We start from the raw sequence: 16,420 nt of genomic DNA, 5'->3' as shown, positions 1-16,420 counted from the left end.
TTTCTAGACTGCAATCCGCAGACGTACCAACCCGAGAGCGAGCCATGTCCGGTCCCAACACTGATTACGACCCGGTCGAAGTGACGCCGCTGCACGCCGAAGAGGTGGAGCGGACCCGCGACGAGGCGCTGGCGGCGTTCACCGGGGCGGCCGATCTGGCCGCCCTGCAGGAGGCCAAGTCCACCCATCTCGGCGACAAGTCGCCGATCGTGCTGGCCAACCGGGAGATCGGCGCGCTGCCGCCGCAGGCCCGCAAGGAGGCCGGCCAGCGGATCGGCGCCGCCCGGAAGGCGATCAACGAGGGGTTCGCGTCCCGGCTCGCAGTGCTCGAAGCCGAGCACGAGGAGCAGATGCTGGCCACCGAGCGGGTCGACGTGACGCTGCCGTGGCACACCCCGGAGCTCGGCGCGCGGCACCCGCTGTCGCTGATCTCCGAGCAGGTCGCGGACGTGTTCACCGCGCTCGGCTGGGACGTCGCCGAGGGTCCCGAGGTCGAGGCCGAGTGGCTGAACTTCGATGCGCTGAACTTCCAGCCCGACCACCCGGCGCGGCAGATGCAGGACACCTTCTTCGTCGAGCCGGCCGGCTCCGGCAAGGTGCTGCGGACGCACACGTCGCCGGTGCAGGCGCGGTCGATGCTGACCCGCAAGCCGCCGATCTACGTGATCTGCCCGGGCCGGGTGTTCCGCACCGACGAGCTGGACGCGACGCACACGCCGGTCTTCTACCAAGTCGAGGGTCTGGTCGTGGACGAGGGCATCACGCTGGCACACCTCAAGGGCACGCTCGACCACTTCGTCGTCTCGATGTTCGGCGAGGGCCTCGAGGCCCGGCTGCGGCCGAACTTCTTCCCGTTCACCGAGCCGTCGGCCGAGGTGGACCTGAAGTGCTTCGTCTGCCGCGGCGCGTCGGTCGGCAACCCGGACCGCCCGTGCCGGACCTGCGGCAGCGAGGGCTGGATCGAGTGGGGCGGCTGCGGCGTGGTGAACCCGCGGGTCCTGCAGGCCTGCGGCATCGACACCGATCGGTATTCCGGTTTCGCCTTCGGCATGGGCCTGGAGCGGACGCTGATGTTCCGCAACGGCGTCGAGGACATGCGGGACATGGTCGAGGGTGACCTGCGGTTCAGCCGCCAGTTCGGGATGGAGATCTGATGCGGGTCCCACTGTCATGGCTTCGTGAGTACGTCGACCTGCCGGGTGACGTCACCGGCCGCCAGGTCGCGGAGCAGCTGATCCGGGCCGGTCTCGAGGTGGAGACGGTCGAGGAGTCCGACCTGACCGGTCCGCTCGTGGTCGGCAAGGTGCTGACGTACGAGAACGAGCCGCAGAAGAACGGCAAGACCATCCGCTGGTGCTCGCTCGACATCGGCAAGGACGAGCCGCAATGGGTCGTCTGCGGTGCGCACAACTTCGAGGTCGGCGACCTCGTGGTGGTCGTGCTGCCGGGTGCGGTGCTGCCCGGCGGGTTCGCGATCGCGGCGCGCAAGACGTACGGCCACGTGTCCAACGGCATGATCTGCTCCAGCGCCGAGCTCGGTCTCGGCGACGACGGCACGCACGGCATCGTCGTGCTGGAGCCGGGCGAGGCCACCCCGGGCGACGACGCGATCGAGCTGCTGGCGCTGCGCGACGACGTGCTCGACATCGCGGTGACGCCCGACCGTGGGTACTGCCTGTCGATCCGGGGCGTCGCGCGCGAGGCCGCCACGGCGTACGGCGTGCCGCTGAAGGACCCGGCCGACCTGCCGCTGAACGGGTCCGGCGAGGGCGGGTATCCGGTGCGGGTGGACGACGCCAAGGCGTGCAGCGTGTTCGTCACGCGGACGGTGACCGGGATCGACGCCAAGTCGCTGTCGCCGCGGTGGATGCAGAAGCGGCTGCTCGCCTCCGGGATGCGGCCGATCTCGATCGGCGTCGACGTCACGAACTACGTGATGCTCGAGCTGGGCCAGCCGATCCACGGCTACGACAAGGCGCGGCTGTCCGGCGAGATCGTCGTCCGCCGGGCGAACGCCGGCGAGAAGCTGATGACGCTCGACGACCAGACGCGCGAGCTGGACGCCGAGGACCTGCTGATCACCGACGACTCCGGCCCGATCGGCATCGCCGGGGTGATGGGCGGCGCGTCGACCGAGATCTCCGAGGCCACCACGGACGTGGTGATCGAGGCCGCGCACTTCGACCCGATCGTGATCGCGCGGGCGTCGCGGCGGCACAAGCTGTCGTCGGAGGCGTCGCGCCGGTTCGAGCGCGAGGTCGACCCGAACCTGCCGCGGTACGCCGCGCAGCGCGTCGCCGACCTGCTGGCCGAGTACGCCGGCGGCACGATCCTCGCCGAGGAGACCGTCGTCGACACCCACCCGCAGCCGTCGCCGGTCACGCTCCGCGCGGACCACGCGGCCCGCGTGGCAGGCGCCCCGATCACCGTCGAGGAAACGGTCCGGCATCTGGAGTCCGTGGGCTGCACGATCGAGGTTGCCGCGGCGGATGCGGTCGCCGCTCCGTTGGCTGCCGGTGCGCACGCTCCCGCGCTGGCCGAGGCCGGCACCACCACTGTCGCCTCCACCCGGATCGAGGGGGACGACCTGCTGACGGTGACGCCGCCTTCGTGGCGGCCTGACCTTCGGGACCCCAACGACTTCGCCGAGGAAGTCATCCGGCTGTTCGGGTACGACAATGTGCCGTCGATCCTGCCGCCAGCGCCGGGTGGGCAGGGGCTGACCGTGTCCCAGAAGCGCCGGCGGAAGGTCGCGACCGCGCTCGTCGGCGCGGGGCTGACCGAGGTCGTCTCGTACCCGTTCACGGGTGCGGCCGACTTCGACGCGATGGGCATCCCGGCCGACGACTCCCGCCGTACGACGGTCAAGCTGGTCAACCCGCTGTCCGACGAAGAGCCGTCGATGCAGACCACGCTGCTCGCGACGCTGCTCCGGACCGCCGAGCGCAACGTCGGCCGCGGCGCGAACGACCTGGCGATCTTCCAGACCGGCCTGGTCTTCCACCCGAAGCCGGAGACGAAGCCCGCGCCGCTCCCGTCGGTCGAGCACCGGCCGAGCAACGCCGAGGTCCAGTCGCTGTACGACGCGCTCCCGGACCAGCCGCTGCACGTCGGCGTGGTGCTGACCGGTGCGCTGACCCCGACCGGTTGGTGGGGCAAGGGCCGCCCGGCCGGCTGGGCCGACGCCGTACAGATCGCGCGGCTGATCGCGTCCGCGGTCGGTGTCGCGCCGGTCGTGAAGAACGCCGAGCTCGCGCCGTGGCACCCGGGCCGGTGTGCGGAGTTCTCGGTCGACGGGAAGGTCGTCGGGCACGCGGGCGAGCTGCACCCGAAGGTCTGCCAGGCGTTCGGCCTGCCGGCCCGGTCGAGTGCGGCCGAGCTGGATCTGGAGGCGCTGATCGCGGCGGGTCCGGAGTCGATCACCGCGCATCCGTTCTCGTCGTACCCGGTGGCCAAGGAGGACGTCGCGCTGATCGTCCCGGCCGAGGTCGCGGCGGCGGACGTGCAGGTGGCGCTGGCCGAGGGTGCGGGCGAGCTGTTGGAGTCGGTGCGGCTGTTCGACGTGTACACCGGTGAGCAGATCGGGGCGGGCAAGAAGTCGCTGGCGTTCGCGCTGCGGTTCCGGGCGCCGGACCGGACGCTCAAGGAGAACGAGGTCGCCGACGCCCGGCAGGCCGCGGTCCAGGTCACGGTCGACCGGTTCGGCGCCGTTCAGCGGGTCGGCTGACGGTCATGAGAGGTGGTCACCCGCGGGTGGCGGTCGCGGCGGCGAATGCGGCGGCCGCCGACGCCGGTGTGCGGGTGGCCGCGGAAGGCGGCAACGCGGTGGACGCCGCGATCGCCGCCACGCTCGTCACGATGGTGAACGAGGTCGGCATCGTGTCGCCGGCCTCGGGCGGGTTCGTCACGCTGCAGGTCGCCGGCGGCGACCCGGTCACCATCGACGGCTGGGTGGAGATGCCCGGCCGCGGCCTGTCGGCCGACCGCTTCGGCCGCAGCGTCTGGGACATCACCACCGACTACGGCGGCGGTACGACGACCACCGTCGGCCACGGCTCCGTCGCCACGCCCGGCGGGATGAGAGCGCTCGACCTGGCGCATCGCCGCTCCGGGAAGGCGCCGTGGCACGAGGTCGTCCAGCCCGCGATCGACATCGCCCGGAACGGTTTCCCGCTCAGCCGCACCTCGGGCTACTACCTGGGCTTCACCCACGAGATCATCTTCGGCTGGCACCAGCCGAGCCACGGTGTCGTGCACGACGGCGAGGGCGAGGTGATCAAGGCCGGCAGCACGGTCGTGATCCCGGAGCTCGCCGAGGCGCTCGAGCTGATCGCCCGCGACGGCGCCGAGACGATGTACACCGGTGAGCTGGCGCAGATGCTGATCCGGGACATGGCCGCCAACGACGGCATCCTGACCGCCGAGGACCTGGCCGCGTACGAGGCCGTCGTCCGCCCGGCGCTCGTCGTCGAGCAGAACGGCTGGCGCCTCGCGACCAACCCGCCGCCCGCGGTCGGGGGAGTCGCCGTGGCGGCGATGCTCGCGTTGCTCGACGGCGTACCGGCCGACGGCAGTTGGAGCCAGGCCGAGCTGGAGCGGCTGGTCGACGTCCAGCACGCGGTCCTCGGGCGCCGGCTGGCCGAGCTCGACAGGGAGGACGTCCGCAAGCTGGAGGGCCAGAAGCTGCTCGACCTCGCAGCGGCCGGCGACCTCCGTGCGCTGACCTCGCCGAGCACGGCGACCGTGTCGGTGGTCGACGACCAGGGCGACGCGTGCGCGATCACGGTCTCGTCCGGCTACGGCTCCGGCGTCCTCACGCCCGGCACCGGCATCTGGCTGAACAATGCCCTCGGCGAGCAGGAGCTCCTGCACGGCGGACCGCACAGCCTGGCCCCGGGCACCCGCCTCACCTCGAACATGGCCCCGAGCGTCGCCCGCCGCGACCGCGACGGCGCCGTGCTGGCGATCAGCTCGCCCGGCTCGGACCGGATCCCGACCGCGCTCGCGCAGGTCTACGCGCTGCACACCCATGGCGGTCTGCCCTTGCGGGAGGCCGTCGAGCATCCGCGACTGCACGTCCGTGTCCGCGAGGACGTGGTCGTCGACTACGAGGACGACCTGCCGGTGTCCGGGACGACGGCGCTGCCGTCCCGCCCGATGCCGCCGCACTCGATGTACTTCGGCGGCGTCGCGGCCGCGTTCTGGGATCCGGCCGACGGTCTGCTCGCGGTCGGCGACCCGCGCCGTACCGGAGCCGTGGCGATCTCACCCTGACCGGTAAGGTCAGCCCACAGACAGATCCGAAAGGCAGCCGATGCGGGACACCCACCCCGAGCTCTCCGTCGTCGTACCGATGTACGACGAGGAAGAGGTGCTGCCGATCTTCTTCGAGCGGATGCACCCGCTGCTCGACGGTCTGGGCATCAGTTACGAGCTGCTGGTCGTCGACGACGGCAGCCGGGACCGGACCGCGGCGCTGCTGCTGGAGGCCGCCAAGGACTGGCCGCAGCTCCGGGTGGTCCGCCTGCTCCGCAACAGCGGCCACCAGGCAGCGCAGTCGGCCGGCTTCCGCCGCGCCCGCGGGCGGTACGTGGTCACGATCGACGCCGACCTCCAGGACCCGCCGGAGGTTATCGCCGAGTTCCTGCAGGCCGTCCGCGAGCAGGACGTCGACGTCGTGTACGGCGTGCGCTCGGACCGCTCGAGCGACTCCTGGGCGAAGCGTACGTCGGCCCGGCTGTACTACCGGCTGATGTGCCGTCTGGTCGGCAAGGACATCCCGTTCGACGCGGCCGACTTCCGGCTGGTGACCCGGCGCGTGGTGGACGCGGTGAACGCGCTGCCCGACGACGGCCGGGTGTTCCGGCTGGTGATCCCGTGGCTCGGCTTCCCGAGCACCGAGGTCAGGTACGTCCGGGCGGAGCGGGCCGCGGGCTCCACGAAGTACAGCGTCTCCAAGATGGTGCGGCTCGCGTTCGACAGTGTGACCGCGTTCTCGGCGGCCCCGCTGCGGCTGGCGACCTGGCTGGGTCTGCTCGGCGGCGCGATGTCCGGGCTGTTCGTCGTCGGCGCGCTCGTGATCAAGCTGACCGGCCGGAGCATCCCCGGCTGGACATCGACGGTGCTCGCGGTCAGCGTGATCGGCGCGATCCAGCTGCTCTGCCTCGGCCTCCTGGGCGAGTACGTCGCCCGCCTGTTCCAGTCGAGCCAACGCAGACCGCAGTTCCTCGTCGGCTACGACAGCCTCGAGGACCACGGGCACCAGGAGCCCGTCCACGAGAGCACGCCCACCAACAGATGAAGCGGTCCCTCCCGTGGCTGCTGCCGATTCTGGTGGCAGCCGGTGGGTTCGCGTCGCTCGGCGACGTCGGCGCCGGTCCGCTGGTCAAGTACGTCGGGTACTTCGCCGGAGCGATCGCGCTGCCCGGGACGCTGCTGCTGCGGGCCGTGTGGCGCAGTACGGGCAACTGGGCGGAGGATCTCGGACTCGGATCGGTCGTCGGCGCGACGTGGCAGCTGATCGGCTGGGCGCTCTTCACCGCGGCCGGCCTGCAGGACTGGCTGATCGTGTGGCCGGCGCTCGTCCTGATCGGTTTCGCTGTCGCGGGGCGGCAGCACTTCCGGATCGCCGAGCCCAGCCCGCTGCCGGTCGCGTGGACCGTCGGGCTGGCGGTGTCCGCGGCAGTGATGCTCGGCGCGGCGACGTTCGGCGTGATGGCGTACCACCCGATGCCGCCGCACGGCGAGGCGTACTACCCGGACCTTCTGTACCACCTGTCGATGGTGCACGAGCTGACCCGCGCAGTGCCGCCGGAGGTTCCCCAGGTCGTCGGCGAGCGGCTCGACTACCACTGGTTCGCGAATGCCGACATGGCCGCGGCCGTCGACGTCACGCGGCTCACTCCGCTGATCGTGCTGTTCCGCCTCTGGGTCCTGCCGTGGCTGGTTGTCTCGCTGCTCGTCTGCGCGACACTCGCCCGGATCGTCAGCCGCACCTGGTGGACCGGCGTGCTCGCCGCGCTTGCGCTGGCCGCGCCGCAGCTGTTCCTGCTCGTCGACACGAGTGTGAACCTCGCACCACCGGTGAGCCTGCTCAGCCCGTCGCAGACCTTCGGCATGGTCGCGGCTGTCACCACAGCCGTCTTCCTCATCGAGCTCCTGTTCAAGAACGGCAGCCACCGGCTCTGGCTACTCATCGTGCCGATCGCCGTGGTCGGCGGCGGCTCCAAGCCGACCGTGCTGCCATTGCTGGTCGCGGCAGTCGCTCTCGCCGCGCTCTACCTCCTGGTGACAACCCGGCGGCTTCCGTGGCGTCTGGTCGGTACGGCGGCGGTGCTGCTGGTGGTAGGCGCGGTGACCTTCCTGACCGTCGCAGGAAGCACCAGCGGCTCGCGGTTGCAGTTTCTGGCCGTACTGAAGTCGCTGCCCGTCTACACCGCGGCCACTGGTGACAAGACGCAGCCGGGGGCCGGTGGACTGATCCTGCCGGCGCTCGTGCACGGTGAGGTGATCGGGACGCTCAGTCTGTTGCTGGGACTACTGCTGACTCTGCAGGCGATGTCCTGGGCCGGGTTCGGCGTGGTCGGACGCAGGGATCCGGTCGCGTGGTTCCTGCTCGGCGCGATGGTCGCGGGCTGGGCCGGCTACCTGCTCGTCGACCATCCGTCGGTCAGCGAGTCGTACTTCGTCTACACCGCCGCCCCGTTCAGCCTGGCTGGAGCGGGGTGGTTCGCCGCGACCAGTGCGCGAGCCTCCGGCCGTCCGGTGCCGATCGCGGTGGCTGCCTTCGTGCTCTCAGTCGGGTACGCCGGTCTGCTGGTCTGGGCCCGTGGCGTCCCGGCTGCCTCGACCGGTCGCCAGTTGTGGCTCAGCACGCGGATGCTGCTGGTCGTTCTCGCCATCACGCTGTTCCTGTTGCTCGTGTGGCGGCTGACGTTGCGACAAGCAGGCGGCGGCATGTTCGTCGTCCTCGTGCTGCTCTCGACCGCTCCGATCAGCTCGTTCGTACAGAGCGCGATCCGGGGTGACACCGAGAAGGCGCCGACGTACCGGGCCGTGCGGTGGTGGGTGTACCCGGACGAGGCCGAGGCGGCGCTGTGGCTCGGGCAGAACTCCGCCCCCACCGATGTGGTGGCGACGAACACCTGGTGCCGTCCGGCGGGTTCAACCGCGCCAGGCTGTGACGCCCGCGGCTATCTCGTGAGCGGTATCGCCGGCCGCCGCACACTGATCGAGGGCTGGGCGTACACGAACCAGGCGATGGCCCGGCAGGGCGCCGGCGGCCGCCGCTACACCGAGCAGCCGTCGCCGTGGCCCGACCGCGTCGCCCTCATGGACCAGGCCCTGACCGCCCCGACCGCCGAGGTGCTGCGCAGGATGCGCGACGAGTACGGCGTCCGCTGGCTGTACGCCGACCTGCGCAACGGAGCGGTGTCGCCCGCGCTCGACCAGCTCGCCGTCCGCCGACACAGCATCGGGAAGGTCCGGATCTACGACCTCGGAGAGTGATTTACCCGTAACATAGAGTCTGCGTGGACCGTTACGTCTACGCAGGCCCGCCCGCCACGCGGCCGCAGCAATGCACCTGATTGCTCGGAAGGGCGGGACTGATGCGGGCAACCCGACCGGGGGCCATTCTTGTTGCCACCGGCCTGTTGAGCCTCGGCACTCTGACAGCGACCGCTTACGAAGTGCCGACCACTCCGTTCACCGAGGCGACCACGGTGATGCCGGGCTCCGGACTGCGGCAGACGATCACCGTCAGCGGGCTGACCCAGCTCGGCGATCCGACGACCGCCGGATTCCGCGGCATCGGTCCGGCCACTTACCAGCCGGCGATCGGGACGAGCACTCCGGCGCAGGACGTGGTGGTGAACACGGGCGACTGCGCGTCCATCGGCGGCTGCGGCGAGCGCGGCACCATGACGATCGCGTTCTCCCAGCCGGTGCGGAACCCGGTCCTGCACCTCGGCGGCCTCGGCGGATCGGTCACGCGGACCGTGAGCGGCCGGACGACCGCGCAGTCCGAGCTGCATGCGGTCCTGAAGCTCAGCACGGCGGGCCTCAGCCTCACGAAGCTCGGCCAGGGCAACAACCTGGCGGTCACCAGCGACACGATCACCGCCGCCGACCACGACTCCGGTCCGAACTGCGTCAACACCAAGTCCCCGTCCGGCCTCGACACGTCCGCGACCGCCGCCTGCGGATCGGTGCGCGTGAACGGGGTCGTCACCGAGGTCAGCTTCGACGTGACAGCGTTGTTCACCAAGCACCCGAAGCTTCCCGCGGTGAACAACGGCTCGTCGGGCGACGCGTTCTCGGTCGTCGCGTCGGCTCCCGAGGACTTCGGCGACGCGCCGGCCTCGTACGGCGCCGCGTGGTCCGCGCTGAGCGACGTACACCTCGGGAAGGACGTCACCGAGGACAATGCCGGCGTCGCGAACGGCACGACCGGCCCGGCGACAGCGGATCAGGCCGACGACGGTGTCGCCTTCAAGCCGCTCCGGACCAGCCGAACGACGTACACGACCGACCTCCAGCTCGCGGGTACGTCGAAGGCCGGGCGTGCGTGTGCGTGGATCGACGTCAACGTCAACGGGACGTTCGAGCCGGGTGAGCGGGCGTGCGCCGCCGTCGCCGCCGGGCAGACCACGGTGACGCTGCGCTGGGCCGAGCTCGCGCCGAAGGCCGGAGCGTCGTACGCGCGGGTGCGCGTCGGGTACAGCGATGCGCAGGTCGAGAAGCCGACCGGCGCGGCCGATGCCGGCGAGGTCGAGGACTACCCGTTCGCGATCACGCCGCCGCCACCGCCGGTCCTGATCGACGACACCGCGACGACCGCGTTCAACACGGCAGTCGTCGCCAAGGTGCTCGCCAACGACAAGCCGGGTGATCCGGGTGCACCGTTGGCGCCCGGGACGCTCTGCCTCGTCGACGGCAGCAAGTGCGTGCAGATGGTGAACGTCGTGGGCCAGGCCAAGTACGTCGCCATGCCCGACGGCACTGTCCGCGTCGAGCCGGTGCCCGGCTTCGTCGGACCGGCCAAGCCGGTCACCTACAGCGTTGCCGACAGCAACGGTACGGTGGCCACCGCGAAGCTGACCGTCACCGTCTCGCTGCCGGACCGCCCGGTCGCGCTTCCCGACACCGCGACGACTCCGCAGAACGTGAGCGTGTCCGTCAAGCCGCTCGCCAACGACCGCGCCGCCGCGGGTGTGCAGCTCCTGCCCGGTTCCGTCGTACTGCGCGATCCAGCCGACGCGACGTTCAAGAAGAAGGTCGTGATCGCGGGCGAGGGCGAGTACGTCGTGAAGCCCGGCGGTGGCGTGGACTTCGTCCCGAAGCCGGAGTTCACCGGCGTCGGTACGTCGATCGGCTACCGCGTCACCGACTCCACTCGCCAGACGGCGGAGTCGACGCTGACCGTCACGGTCACGCCGGTGACGCCGACCGCGAACGGCGACTCGGTGTCGACCGCGTTCGACACGGACCTCGTCGTACCCGTGCTGGACAACGACCTGCCCGGTTCGCCGGACGCACCGCTCGTGCCCGCCACGCTCCGGTTGGTGGACCCGGCCAGCGAGCAGCTCGTCGACCACGTGACGATCGCCCGGCAGGGGACGCACCTGGTTGCGGCCGGCAGCGTGACGTTCCAGCCCCTGCACGGCTTCACTGGCGTCGGTACGCCGGTGACCTATCAGGTGCTCGACAAGAACGGTACGGCGGCGCGCGCCGAGTTGACCGTCTCCGTCGCTGCGCCCGGCCCGCCCGTCGCGAACCCGGACACCATCACCACGCTGCAGGGCCGGTCTGTCGTGGTCGCCGTCCTTGCCAACGACAAGCCGGGGCCGACGGGCGCGGCGCTGAAGCCGGGCAGCGTACGGCTGCTGACACCGACGCAGCCCGTGCTGTCGCTCGTTATCGCTGGCCAGGGCAAGTACTCGGTGCGGGCCGACGGCCGCGTGCTGTTCGAGCCGTTGCCGACGTTCAGCGGTACTGCGACCGCGGTCGGGTACCAGGTCGCCGACAGCAACAATGCGATCGGCAGGTCGACGCTGACCGCCCGAGTGACCAAGGTCGTCCCGGACGCGTCCGACGACACCGCAGGTACGGCGTACGACACCAACGTGACGGTGCCCGTGCTCGCGAACGACACGGCCGGCGACCTGTCGGTGCCGCTCGTGCCGACCTCCGTGCGGCTGATCGATCCGGCCACGAAGCTGCCGACCGCGACGCTGGTGATCCCCGGCCAGGCGACCTACCGCATGACGGTGGACGGGACGGTCGACGTCGATCCGCTGCCGAAGTTCACCGGCGCCGCGACGCCGGTCACCTACCGCGTCTCGGACGTGAACGGTACGACGGCCACGGCGACGCTGACCGTCACGGTCGCGAAACCGCCCGCGCCGACCGCCGCGCCCGATACCGCGACCACGAAGCAAAACGTCACGGCTCGCGTCGCGCCGCTCGCCAACGACCTCGCCGGACAGGGGACCGCGCTCGACCCGCGCAGCCTCGCGCTCGTCGATCCAGCCGACGGTTCGCTGAAGAAGATCGTCAACATCCCTGGGCAGGCCGACTACCAGGTCACCCCGGACGGCGCGGTCACCGTCGATCCGCTGCCCGGCTTCCGGGGCGTGGCGAGTCCGGTCGGCTATCGGGTCGCCGACCTGTTCGGTCAGACCGCGCGGTCCACGATCACGGTCACGATCACGCCGATCACGCCGGTCGCGACGGATGACGCCGCGCGGACGCCGTACGACAAGAGCGTCACGGTGAAGGTGCTCGCGAACGACAAGGCCGGCGACGCGACGGCGCCGTTGGCCCCAGGCAGTCTGCTGCTCGTCGATCCGGCCGACGGTGCACTGAAGACGACGGTGCGGATACCCAACGAGGGCACATACTCGGCCGCCGGGGGAGTGGTCCGCTTCGATCCCGGCGCCGCGTTCCGCGGTCCCGGTACGCCGGTGACGTACCAGGTGGCGGACGCCAACGGAACGAGGACCACCGCGCGGTTGACCGTCACCGTCGGCCGGCCGACGGTCGCGGTCGCGGACAACGCATCGACGCTCCAGAACGTGACCGTGACGGTGAACGTGCTGTCGAACGACCAGCCGGGCACCGACGCGACGCTTGATCGCGGCTCGGTCGAGCTGAACGGGTCGGCGAAGAAGCTGACGATCGCCGGCCAGGGCACCTACACCGTGCAGCCGACGGGCTCGGTCGAGTTCGACCCGCTGCCGGGCTTCCGGGGCAAGGCGAGTCCGGTCAGTTACCGGGTCGCCGACTCGGCCGGCAATCACGCGACCTCGACGTTGAGCATGACGGTGACGCCGGTCAACCCGGTTGCGGTCAACGACTCGGCGATCACGCCGTACGGGCATGCGATCACGGTCAACGTGCCGGCGAACGACAAGCCCGGTGACGCGTCGGCGCCGCTGAAGCCGGCGAGCGTGGTGGTGAAAGACGCGGCCGGACAGTTCGGCAAGACGATGACCCGGGCCGGCGAAGGCACGTATGCGGTCGATGCGTACGGCGCGGTGACCTTCACGCCGGTCAAGGGGTTCCAGGGCGTGACGACGCCGACGACGTACCGGATCGCCGACGCCAACGGCACGACCGCGGAAGGTCTGCTGCTGCTGACGGTCGGCAAGGGGCCGACGGCCGTGGCGGATGCTCTTGTCGTCAAGCAGAACGTGACGGTCACCGTCGATCCGCTCGCGAACGACGAGCCGGGCACGGGTGCCGAGCTCGATCCGAAGTCGGTCCAGGTGTTCGGCGGGACCTGGGGGCAGCGGGTGACGATCGCCGGGCAAGGCGTGTTCGCCGTGCAGGCCGGGAAGATCACGTTCGACCCGGAACCGGCGTACCGCGGGCTCGTGTCGGTCGCCTATCGGGTCAGCGACACGACCGGGAACACGGCGAGCGCGTCCTTCACGGTCACAGTCACGCCGGTCGTCCCCGTGATCAAGGACGACGTTGCGGCCACGCCGTACGAGACCGCGATCGCCGTCGACGTGCTGGCCAACGACAAGCCGGGTGACGCGAGTGCGCCGCTCGTCGCGGGTGGCGTGCGGCTGATCGATCCGGTGAACGGGAGTCCGTTGGCGGCTCTGGTCGTGCCGGGGGAGGGCACGTTCACGGTTCAGCCTTCCGGGGCGATCCGGTTCGCGCCGGCGGACGGGTTCGCCGGGGCGGCGGTCCCGGTCGGGTATCAGGTGGCCGACCGCAACGGCACGGTCGGATCCGGCGCGCTGACGATCACGGTGCAGGCGCGCCCGGTCGCCGTACCGGACGAGGCCCGGACCAAGCAGCACGTCGCGGTGACGGTCGACCCGCTCGTCAACGACAAGCCGGGGCCGGACGCGACCCTCGATCCGGCGTCGGTGCTGCTGGTCGGGCCGGGCGGTGCGCTGGTCGACCACGTGGCGATCCCCGCGCAAGGTGCATACGTCGTTGCCGGCGGCAAGGTCACGTTCACGCCGGAGTCGGCGTTCACGGGCACCGCGCGACCGGCGGCGTACGACGTGAAGGACAGCAATCGCAACTCGGCGCGGTCCACCGTCACCGTCACGGTGCTGCCGGTGCGCCCGGTCGTCGCCGACGACAGCGCGAAGACGGCGTTCGGCACGGCGGTCACCGTGAACGTGCTCGCCAACGACAAGGCCGGTGACCCGTCCGCACCGCTCCGCCCGGGATCGGTCGTCCTGCGGGATCCGGCCGACGGCCACGAGAAGAAGACCGTGACCGTGCCGCACGAGGGCACCTTCGTCGTCGGCGCGGACGCCGTCACGTACACCCCGGCGCGGGGCTTCGCCGGTACGACGACCGCATTGGTCTACCGAGTTACGGATGCGAACGGCACGTCGGGCACCGCACTCATCGACGTCGCGGTCGCCGGTCCCCTGCTCGCCAAGGCGGCCCCTGACACGGCCACCGGTACGCCGGGCAACCCAGTCGCGGTGAACCCGCTGCTCAACGACAGCGGCACGATCCAGCCGAGCTCGGTCTGTCTCCGCACCGCGACCGGCAGTTGTGCGAAGAAGGTCACCGACCGCGCGGGCACCTGGTCGGTCGCGACCGACGGCACGGTCACGCTCAAGCCGGCGGCCGCCTTCACCGGTACGGCGAAGGTGACCTACGAGCGGACCGATGAGACCGGCGCGACGCTCGCCGCGCCGGTCAGGCTCACCGTCGGCGCCGAGCCCGCCCAGGACCTCCGCACCGTCAACCGCGCCGAGCTCCCACCGACCGGCGGATCGCCGCCCATCATCCTCACGCTCGGCGCCCTGCTCGCCGCACTGGGCATGACCCTCGTGCTGCTGTCACGCACCCGCAGGTGAACCGCCAGGCCATCACAATCGCGCCGCAGGCGGCCGTCGCCGCGTGCCCGTGCCCGCCGCCGGCGATTGTGATGGCCTACAGATCCCTGACGAGCATGATCTCGTCGCGGTAGTCGTCGGGGGCGACGCGGACGGCGCGCGGGTGGCGGCCGACGACGCGGTAGCCGAGCGGACCGTAGAACTTCTCGAGGCCGAGGCCGTCGCGGATCGTCAGCTGCAACTGCTCGAGGCCGAGATCGACGGCGGACCCGCGCAGCCCCTCCATCAGCACCCGGCCCGCACCGGTGCCCTGGCTGCCGGGGTGCACCATGACGCGCAGCACAGTGCGCCAGTGCGCCTGCAGCTCGCTGCCGCGGCTGACCAGCATGCCCATCCCGACGTACCGCTCGCCGTCATGGAGGACGCCGAGCAGGTCCAGGCCGGCCGCGACCCGCCCGAGCGCGCCGTCGAGGTTCTCCGCGATCTTGCCGACCGGAGCCGGCGCGGTGTACCCGACCGCGCCGCCCGCGTTCGTCGCCGCCGCCCACGTGTCCAGCAGATCTGCTCGCAGGCCCGGCTCGAGCGCGTCGTCCGGGGTCGCCACCAGGTATTTCACCGCACCTCCATCTGCGACTGAGTTGCAGATAGTCTACGGCGCGGTCACTTCACCTGGCGCAGCTTGTCCGGGTTGCGAATCAGGTACAGGTCGCTGATCAGGCCGTCGCTGACCTCCAGGAACGCGACCGTGTCCGGCTCGTCGCCGTCGTAGGCGATGTAGGCGACCTCGCCGTTCAGCGTGCCCATCCGGATCTCGAACCCCGGGTTGTCCGCGATCACCGCGAACAGCCAGCGGGCGATCTTCTCCGCGCCCTGGATCGGCCGCAGCGCGGCGCGCTTCTTGCCGCCGCCGTCGCTGATCAGGACCGCGTCCGGTGCGAGCAGCGCAACCACCTGGTCGAAGTCGCCCGACCCGGCGGCCTGCATGAACCGCATCGTCAGCTCGTCGTGGCTCGCCTTGTCGACGTGGTGCCGCGGCTGCCGCGCGTGCACATGGCTGCGGGCCCGGTGCGCGAGCTGCCGGACGGCGGCCTCCGAGCGGCCGAGCGTGTCCGCGATCTCGTCGTACGGCAGATCGAAGACCTCGCGCAGCACGAACGTGGCGCGCTCGAGCGGCGACAGCGTCTCGAGGACGACGAGCATCGCCATGCTGACCGAGTCCGCGAGCTCGGCCGCGGCCGCCGGGTCGTCCTCGCCGGTCGCCAGCGGCTCGGGCAACCACGGGCCGACGTACTGCTCGCGGCGCGCCTTCTGCTCCCGCAGCCGGTTCAGCGCGAGCCGGGTGGTGATCCGGATCAGGTACGCCCGCACGTCGCGGATGTCGTCGTGCTCGATCGCGGACCAGCGCAGCCACGCCTCCTGGACCACGTCCTCGGCGTCGGACACGCTGCCGACGACCCGGTACGCCGCGCCGACCAGCACCGCCCGGTGCTCGGCGAACTCGCGGGCGAGTTGGTCGTCGGTCATCGGACCGGCCTCAGTTCGCAGAACTCCTTGAAGCCCTGGCTGGTGAGTCCGAGGGCGGAGTTGATCCGGGAGCGGTAGTTCTCCAGCGCGACGATCGCGGTGAGCTCGACGAGCTGCTCCTCGCTCAGGTCCTGCCGCAGCCGCTCGACCTGCTCGTCGGTGACTTCCGGTGGAGTGGCCGTCATCGCCTCGGTGTAGTCCATCACCGCGCGCTCCAGATCCGTGTAGACGTCGCTGTCGCGCCACCTTGGCACATCGTGCAGCTTCGCCGGGTCGACACCCTGGTGGTGGAACTCCCAGTAGCCGAAGTCCATGCACCAGCTGCACCCGATCCGCGCCGACGCCACCATCACCGCGAGCGCCTTCAGCTCCGGGGCGAGCGCCTTCCAGCGCGCCGCCGTACCTTCCAGCAGCGCCGTCGACAGCAGCACCGGCCGGTTGTGCAACGCCACCTTCACCGGATCCGGCACCTTCCGGAACTTCCGCCGGCTGCCCCACTCCACCAGCCGCACCACCAGCCCTCGCCGATGCACCATCCCAACCCGAGCCATCCCAACCTCCGAAAGTCGTCGTCA

Annotated in this window: 9 protein-coding genes; 6 read left to right on the top strand and 3 right to left on the bottom strand. The window is 71.0% G+C overall.

Going from position 1 to position 16,420, the window contains the following annotated elements:
* Nucleotides 1–44: 44 nt before the first annotated feature.
* From pheS to AB0I12_RS41085, 6 genes are all read left to right on the top strand, one after another.
* On the top strand, nucleotides 45–1,154 hold the full coding sequence (pheS, locus tag AB0I12_RS41110; RefSeq protein WP_359941450.1) for a phenylalanine--tRNA ligase subunit alpha: 1,110 nt from the start codon (nucleotides 45–47) through the stop codon (nucleotides 1,152–1,154).
* Nucleotides 1,154–3,727 carry a phenylalanine--tRNA ligase subunit beta gene (gene pheT / locus AB0I12_RS41105; RefSeq protein WP_359941447.1) on the top strand — a complete coding sequence of 858 codons (2,574 nt, stop codon included), beginning with the start codon at nucleotides 1,154–1,156 and terminating at the stop codon, nucleotides 3,725–3,727. The genes pheS and pheT overlap by 1 nt, the downstream gene beginning before the upstream one ends.
* 5 nt (nucleotides 3,728–3,732) lie before the next feature.
* A complete protein-coding gene (locus tag AB0I12_RS41100) occupies nucleotides 3,733–5,274 on the top strand; it encodes a gamma-glutamyltransferase (RefSeq protein ID WP_359941444.1) in 1,542 nt (513 codons plus the stop codon).
* Nucleotides 5,275–5,314: 40 nt separating this feature from the next.
* Complete coding sequence (locus AB0I12_RS41095; protein ID WP_359941442.1) at nucleotides 5,315–6,301, top strand: glycosyltransferase family 2 protein; 987 nt, start codon at nucleotides 5,315–5,317, stop codon at nucleotides 6,299–6,301.
* Nucleotides 6,298–8,508 (top strand): hypothetical protein, encoded by a 2,211-nt coding sequence (locus AB0I12_RS41090; RefSeq protein WP_359941440.1) that lies wholly within the window; start codon nucleotides 6,298–6,300, stop codon nucleotides 8,506–8,508. Before AB0I12_RS41095 ends, AB0I12_RS41090 begins: the two co-directional genes overlap by 4 nt.
* Nucleotides 8,509–8,690: 182 nt before the next feature.
* The gene (locus AB0I12_RS41085; protein WP_359941437.1) at nucleotides 8,691–14,342 is read left to right on the top strand and encodes an Ig-like domain-containing protein; all 5,652 of its coding nucleotides are present in this window, start codon (nucleotides 8,691–8,693) and stop codon (nucleotides 14,340–14,342) included.
* A gap of 76 nt (nucleotides 14,343–14,418) precedes the next feature.
* Here AB0I12_RS41085 and AB0I12_RS41080 read toward each other — a convergent pair whose 3' ends face one another.
* From AB0I12_RS41080 to AB0I12_RS41070, 3 genes are read right to left on the bottom strand one after another with little or no spacing between them, the layout of a single operon-like run.
* Nucleotides 14,419–14,937, bottom strand: coding sequence for a GNAT family N-acetyltransferase (locus tag AB0I12_RS41080; RefSeq protein WP_359941434.1), 519 nt, complete (start codon nucleotides 14,935–14,937; stop codon nucleotides 14,419–14,421).
* A gap of 44 nt (nucleotides 14,938–14,981) precedes the next feature.
* Nucleotides 14,982–15,845 carry an RNA polymerase sigma-70 factor gene (locus tag AB0I12_RS41075; RefSeq protein WP_359941432.1) on the bottom strand — a complete coding sequence of 288 codons (864 nt, stop codon included), beginning with the start codon at nucleotides 15,843–15,845 and terminating at the stop codon, nucleotides 14,982–14,984.
* Nucleotides 15,842–16,396 carry a carboxymuconolactone decarboxylase family protein gene (locus AB0I12_RS41070; RefSeq protein WP_359941430.1) on the bottom strand — a complete coding sequence of 185 codons (555 nt, stop codon included), beginning with the start codon at nucleotides 16,394–16,396 and terminating at the stop codon, nucleotides 15,842–15,844. Before AB0I12_RS41070 ends, AB0I12_RS41075 begins: the two co-directional genes overlap by 4 nt.
* Between the last annotated feature and the right edge of the window lie 24 nt (nucleotides 16,397–16,420).

Origin of the sequence: Kribbella sp. NPDC050459, from assembly GCF_040655315.1 — a bacterium.
GTDB lineage: Bacteria > Actinomycetota > Actinomycetes > Propionibacteriales > Kribbellaceae > Kribbella.
The sequence above is the reverse complement of the archived record's forward strand: the minus strand, read 5'-3'. Positions and strand labels throughout refer to the sequence as shown.

Excerpts from the sequence above, each read along its gene's own strand:
- pheS (WP_359941450.1), top strand. The coding sequence starts at position 45 with ATGTCCGGTCCCAACACTGATTACGACCCGGTCGAAGTGACGCCGCTG.
- pheT (WP_359941447.1), top strand. The coding sequence starts at position 1,154 with ATGCGGGTCCCACTGTCATGGCTTCGTGAGTACGTCGACCTGCCGGGT.
- AB0I12_RS41100 (WP_359941444.1), top strand. The coding sequence starts at position 3,733 with ATGAGAGGTGGTCACCCGCGGGTGGCGGTCGCGGCGGCGAATGCGGCG.
- AB0I12_RS41095 (WP_359941442.1), top strand. The coding sequence starts at position 5,315 with ATGCGGGACACCCACCCCGAGCTCTCCGTCGTCGTACCGATGTACGAC.
- AB0I12_RS41090 (WP_359941440.1), top strand. The coding sequence starts at position 6,298 with ATGAAGCGGTCCCTCCCGTGGCTGCTGCCGATTCTGGTGGCAGCCGGT.
- AB0I12_RS41075 (WP_359941432.1), bottom strand. The coding sequence starts at position 15,845 with ATGACCGACGACCAACTCGCCCGCGAGTTCGCCGAGCACCGGGCGGTG.
- AB0I12_RS41070 (WP_359941430.1), bottom strand. The coding sequence starts at position 16,396 with ATGGCTCGGGTTGGGATGGTGCATCGGCGAGGGCTGGTGGTGCGGCTG.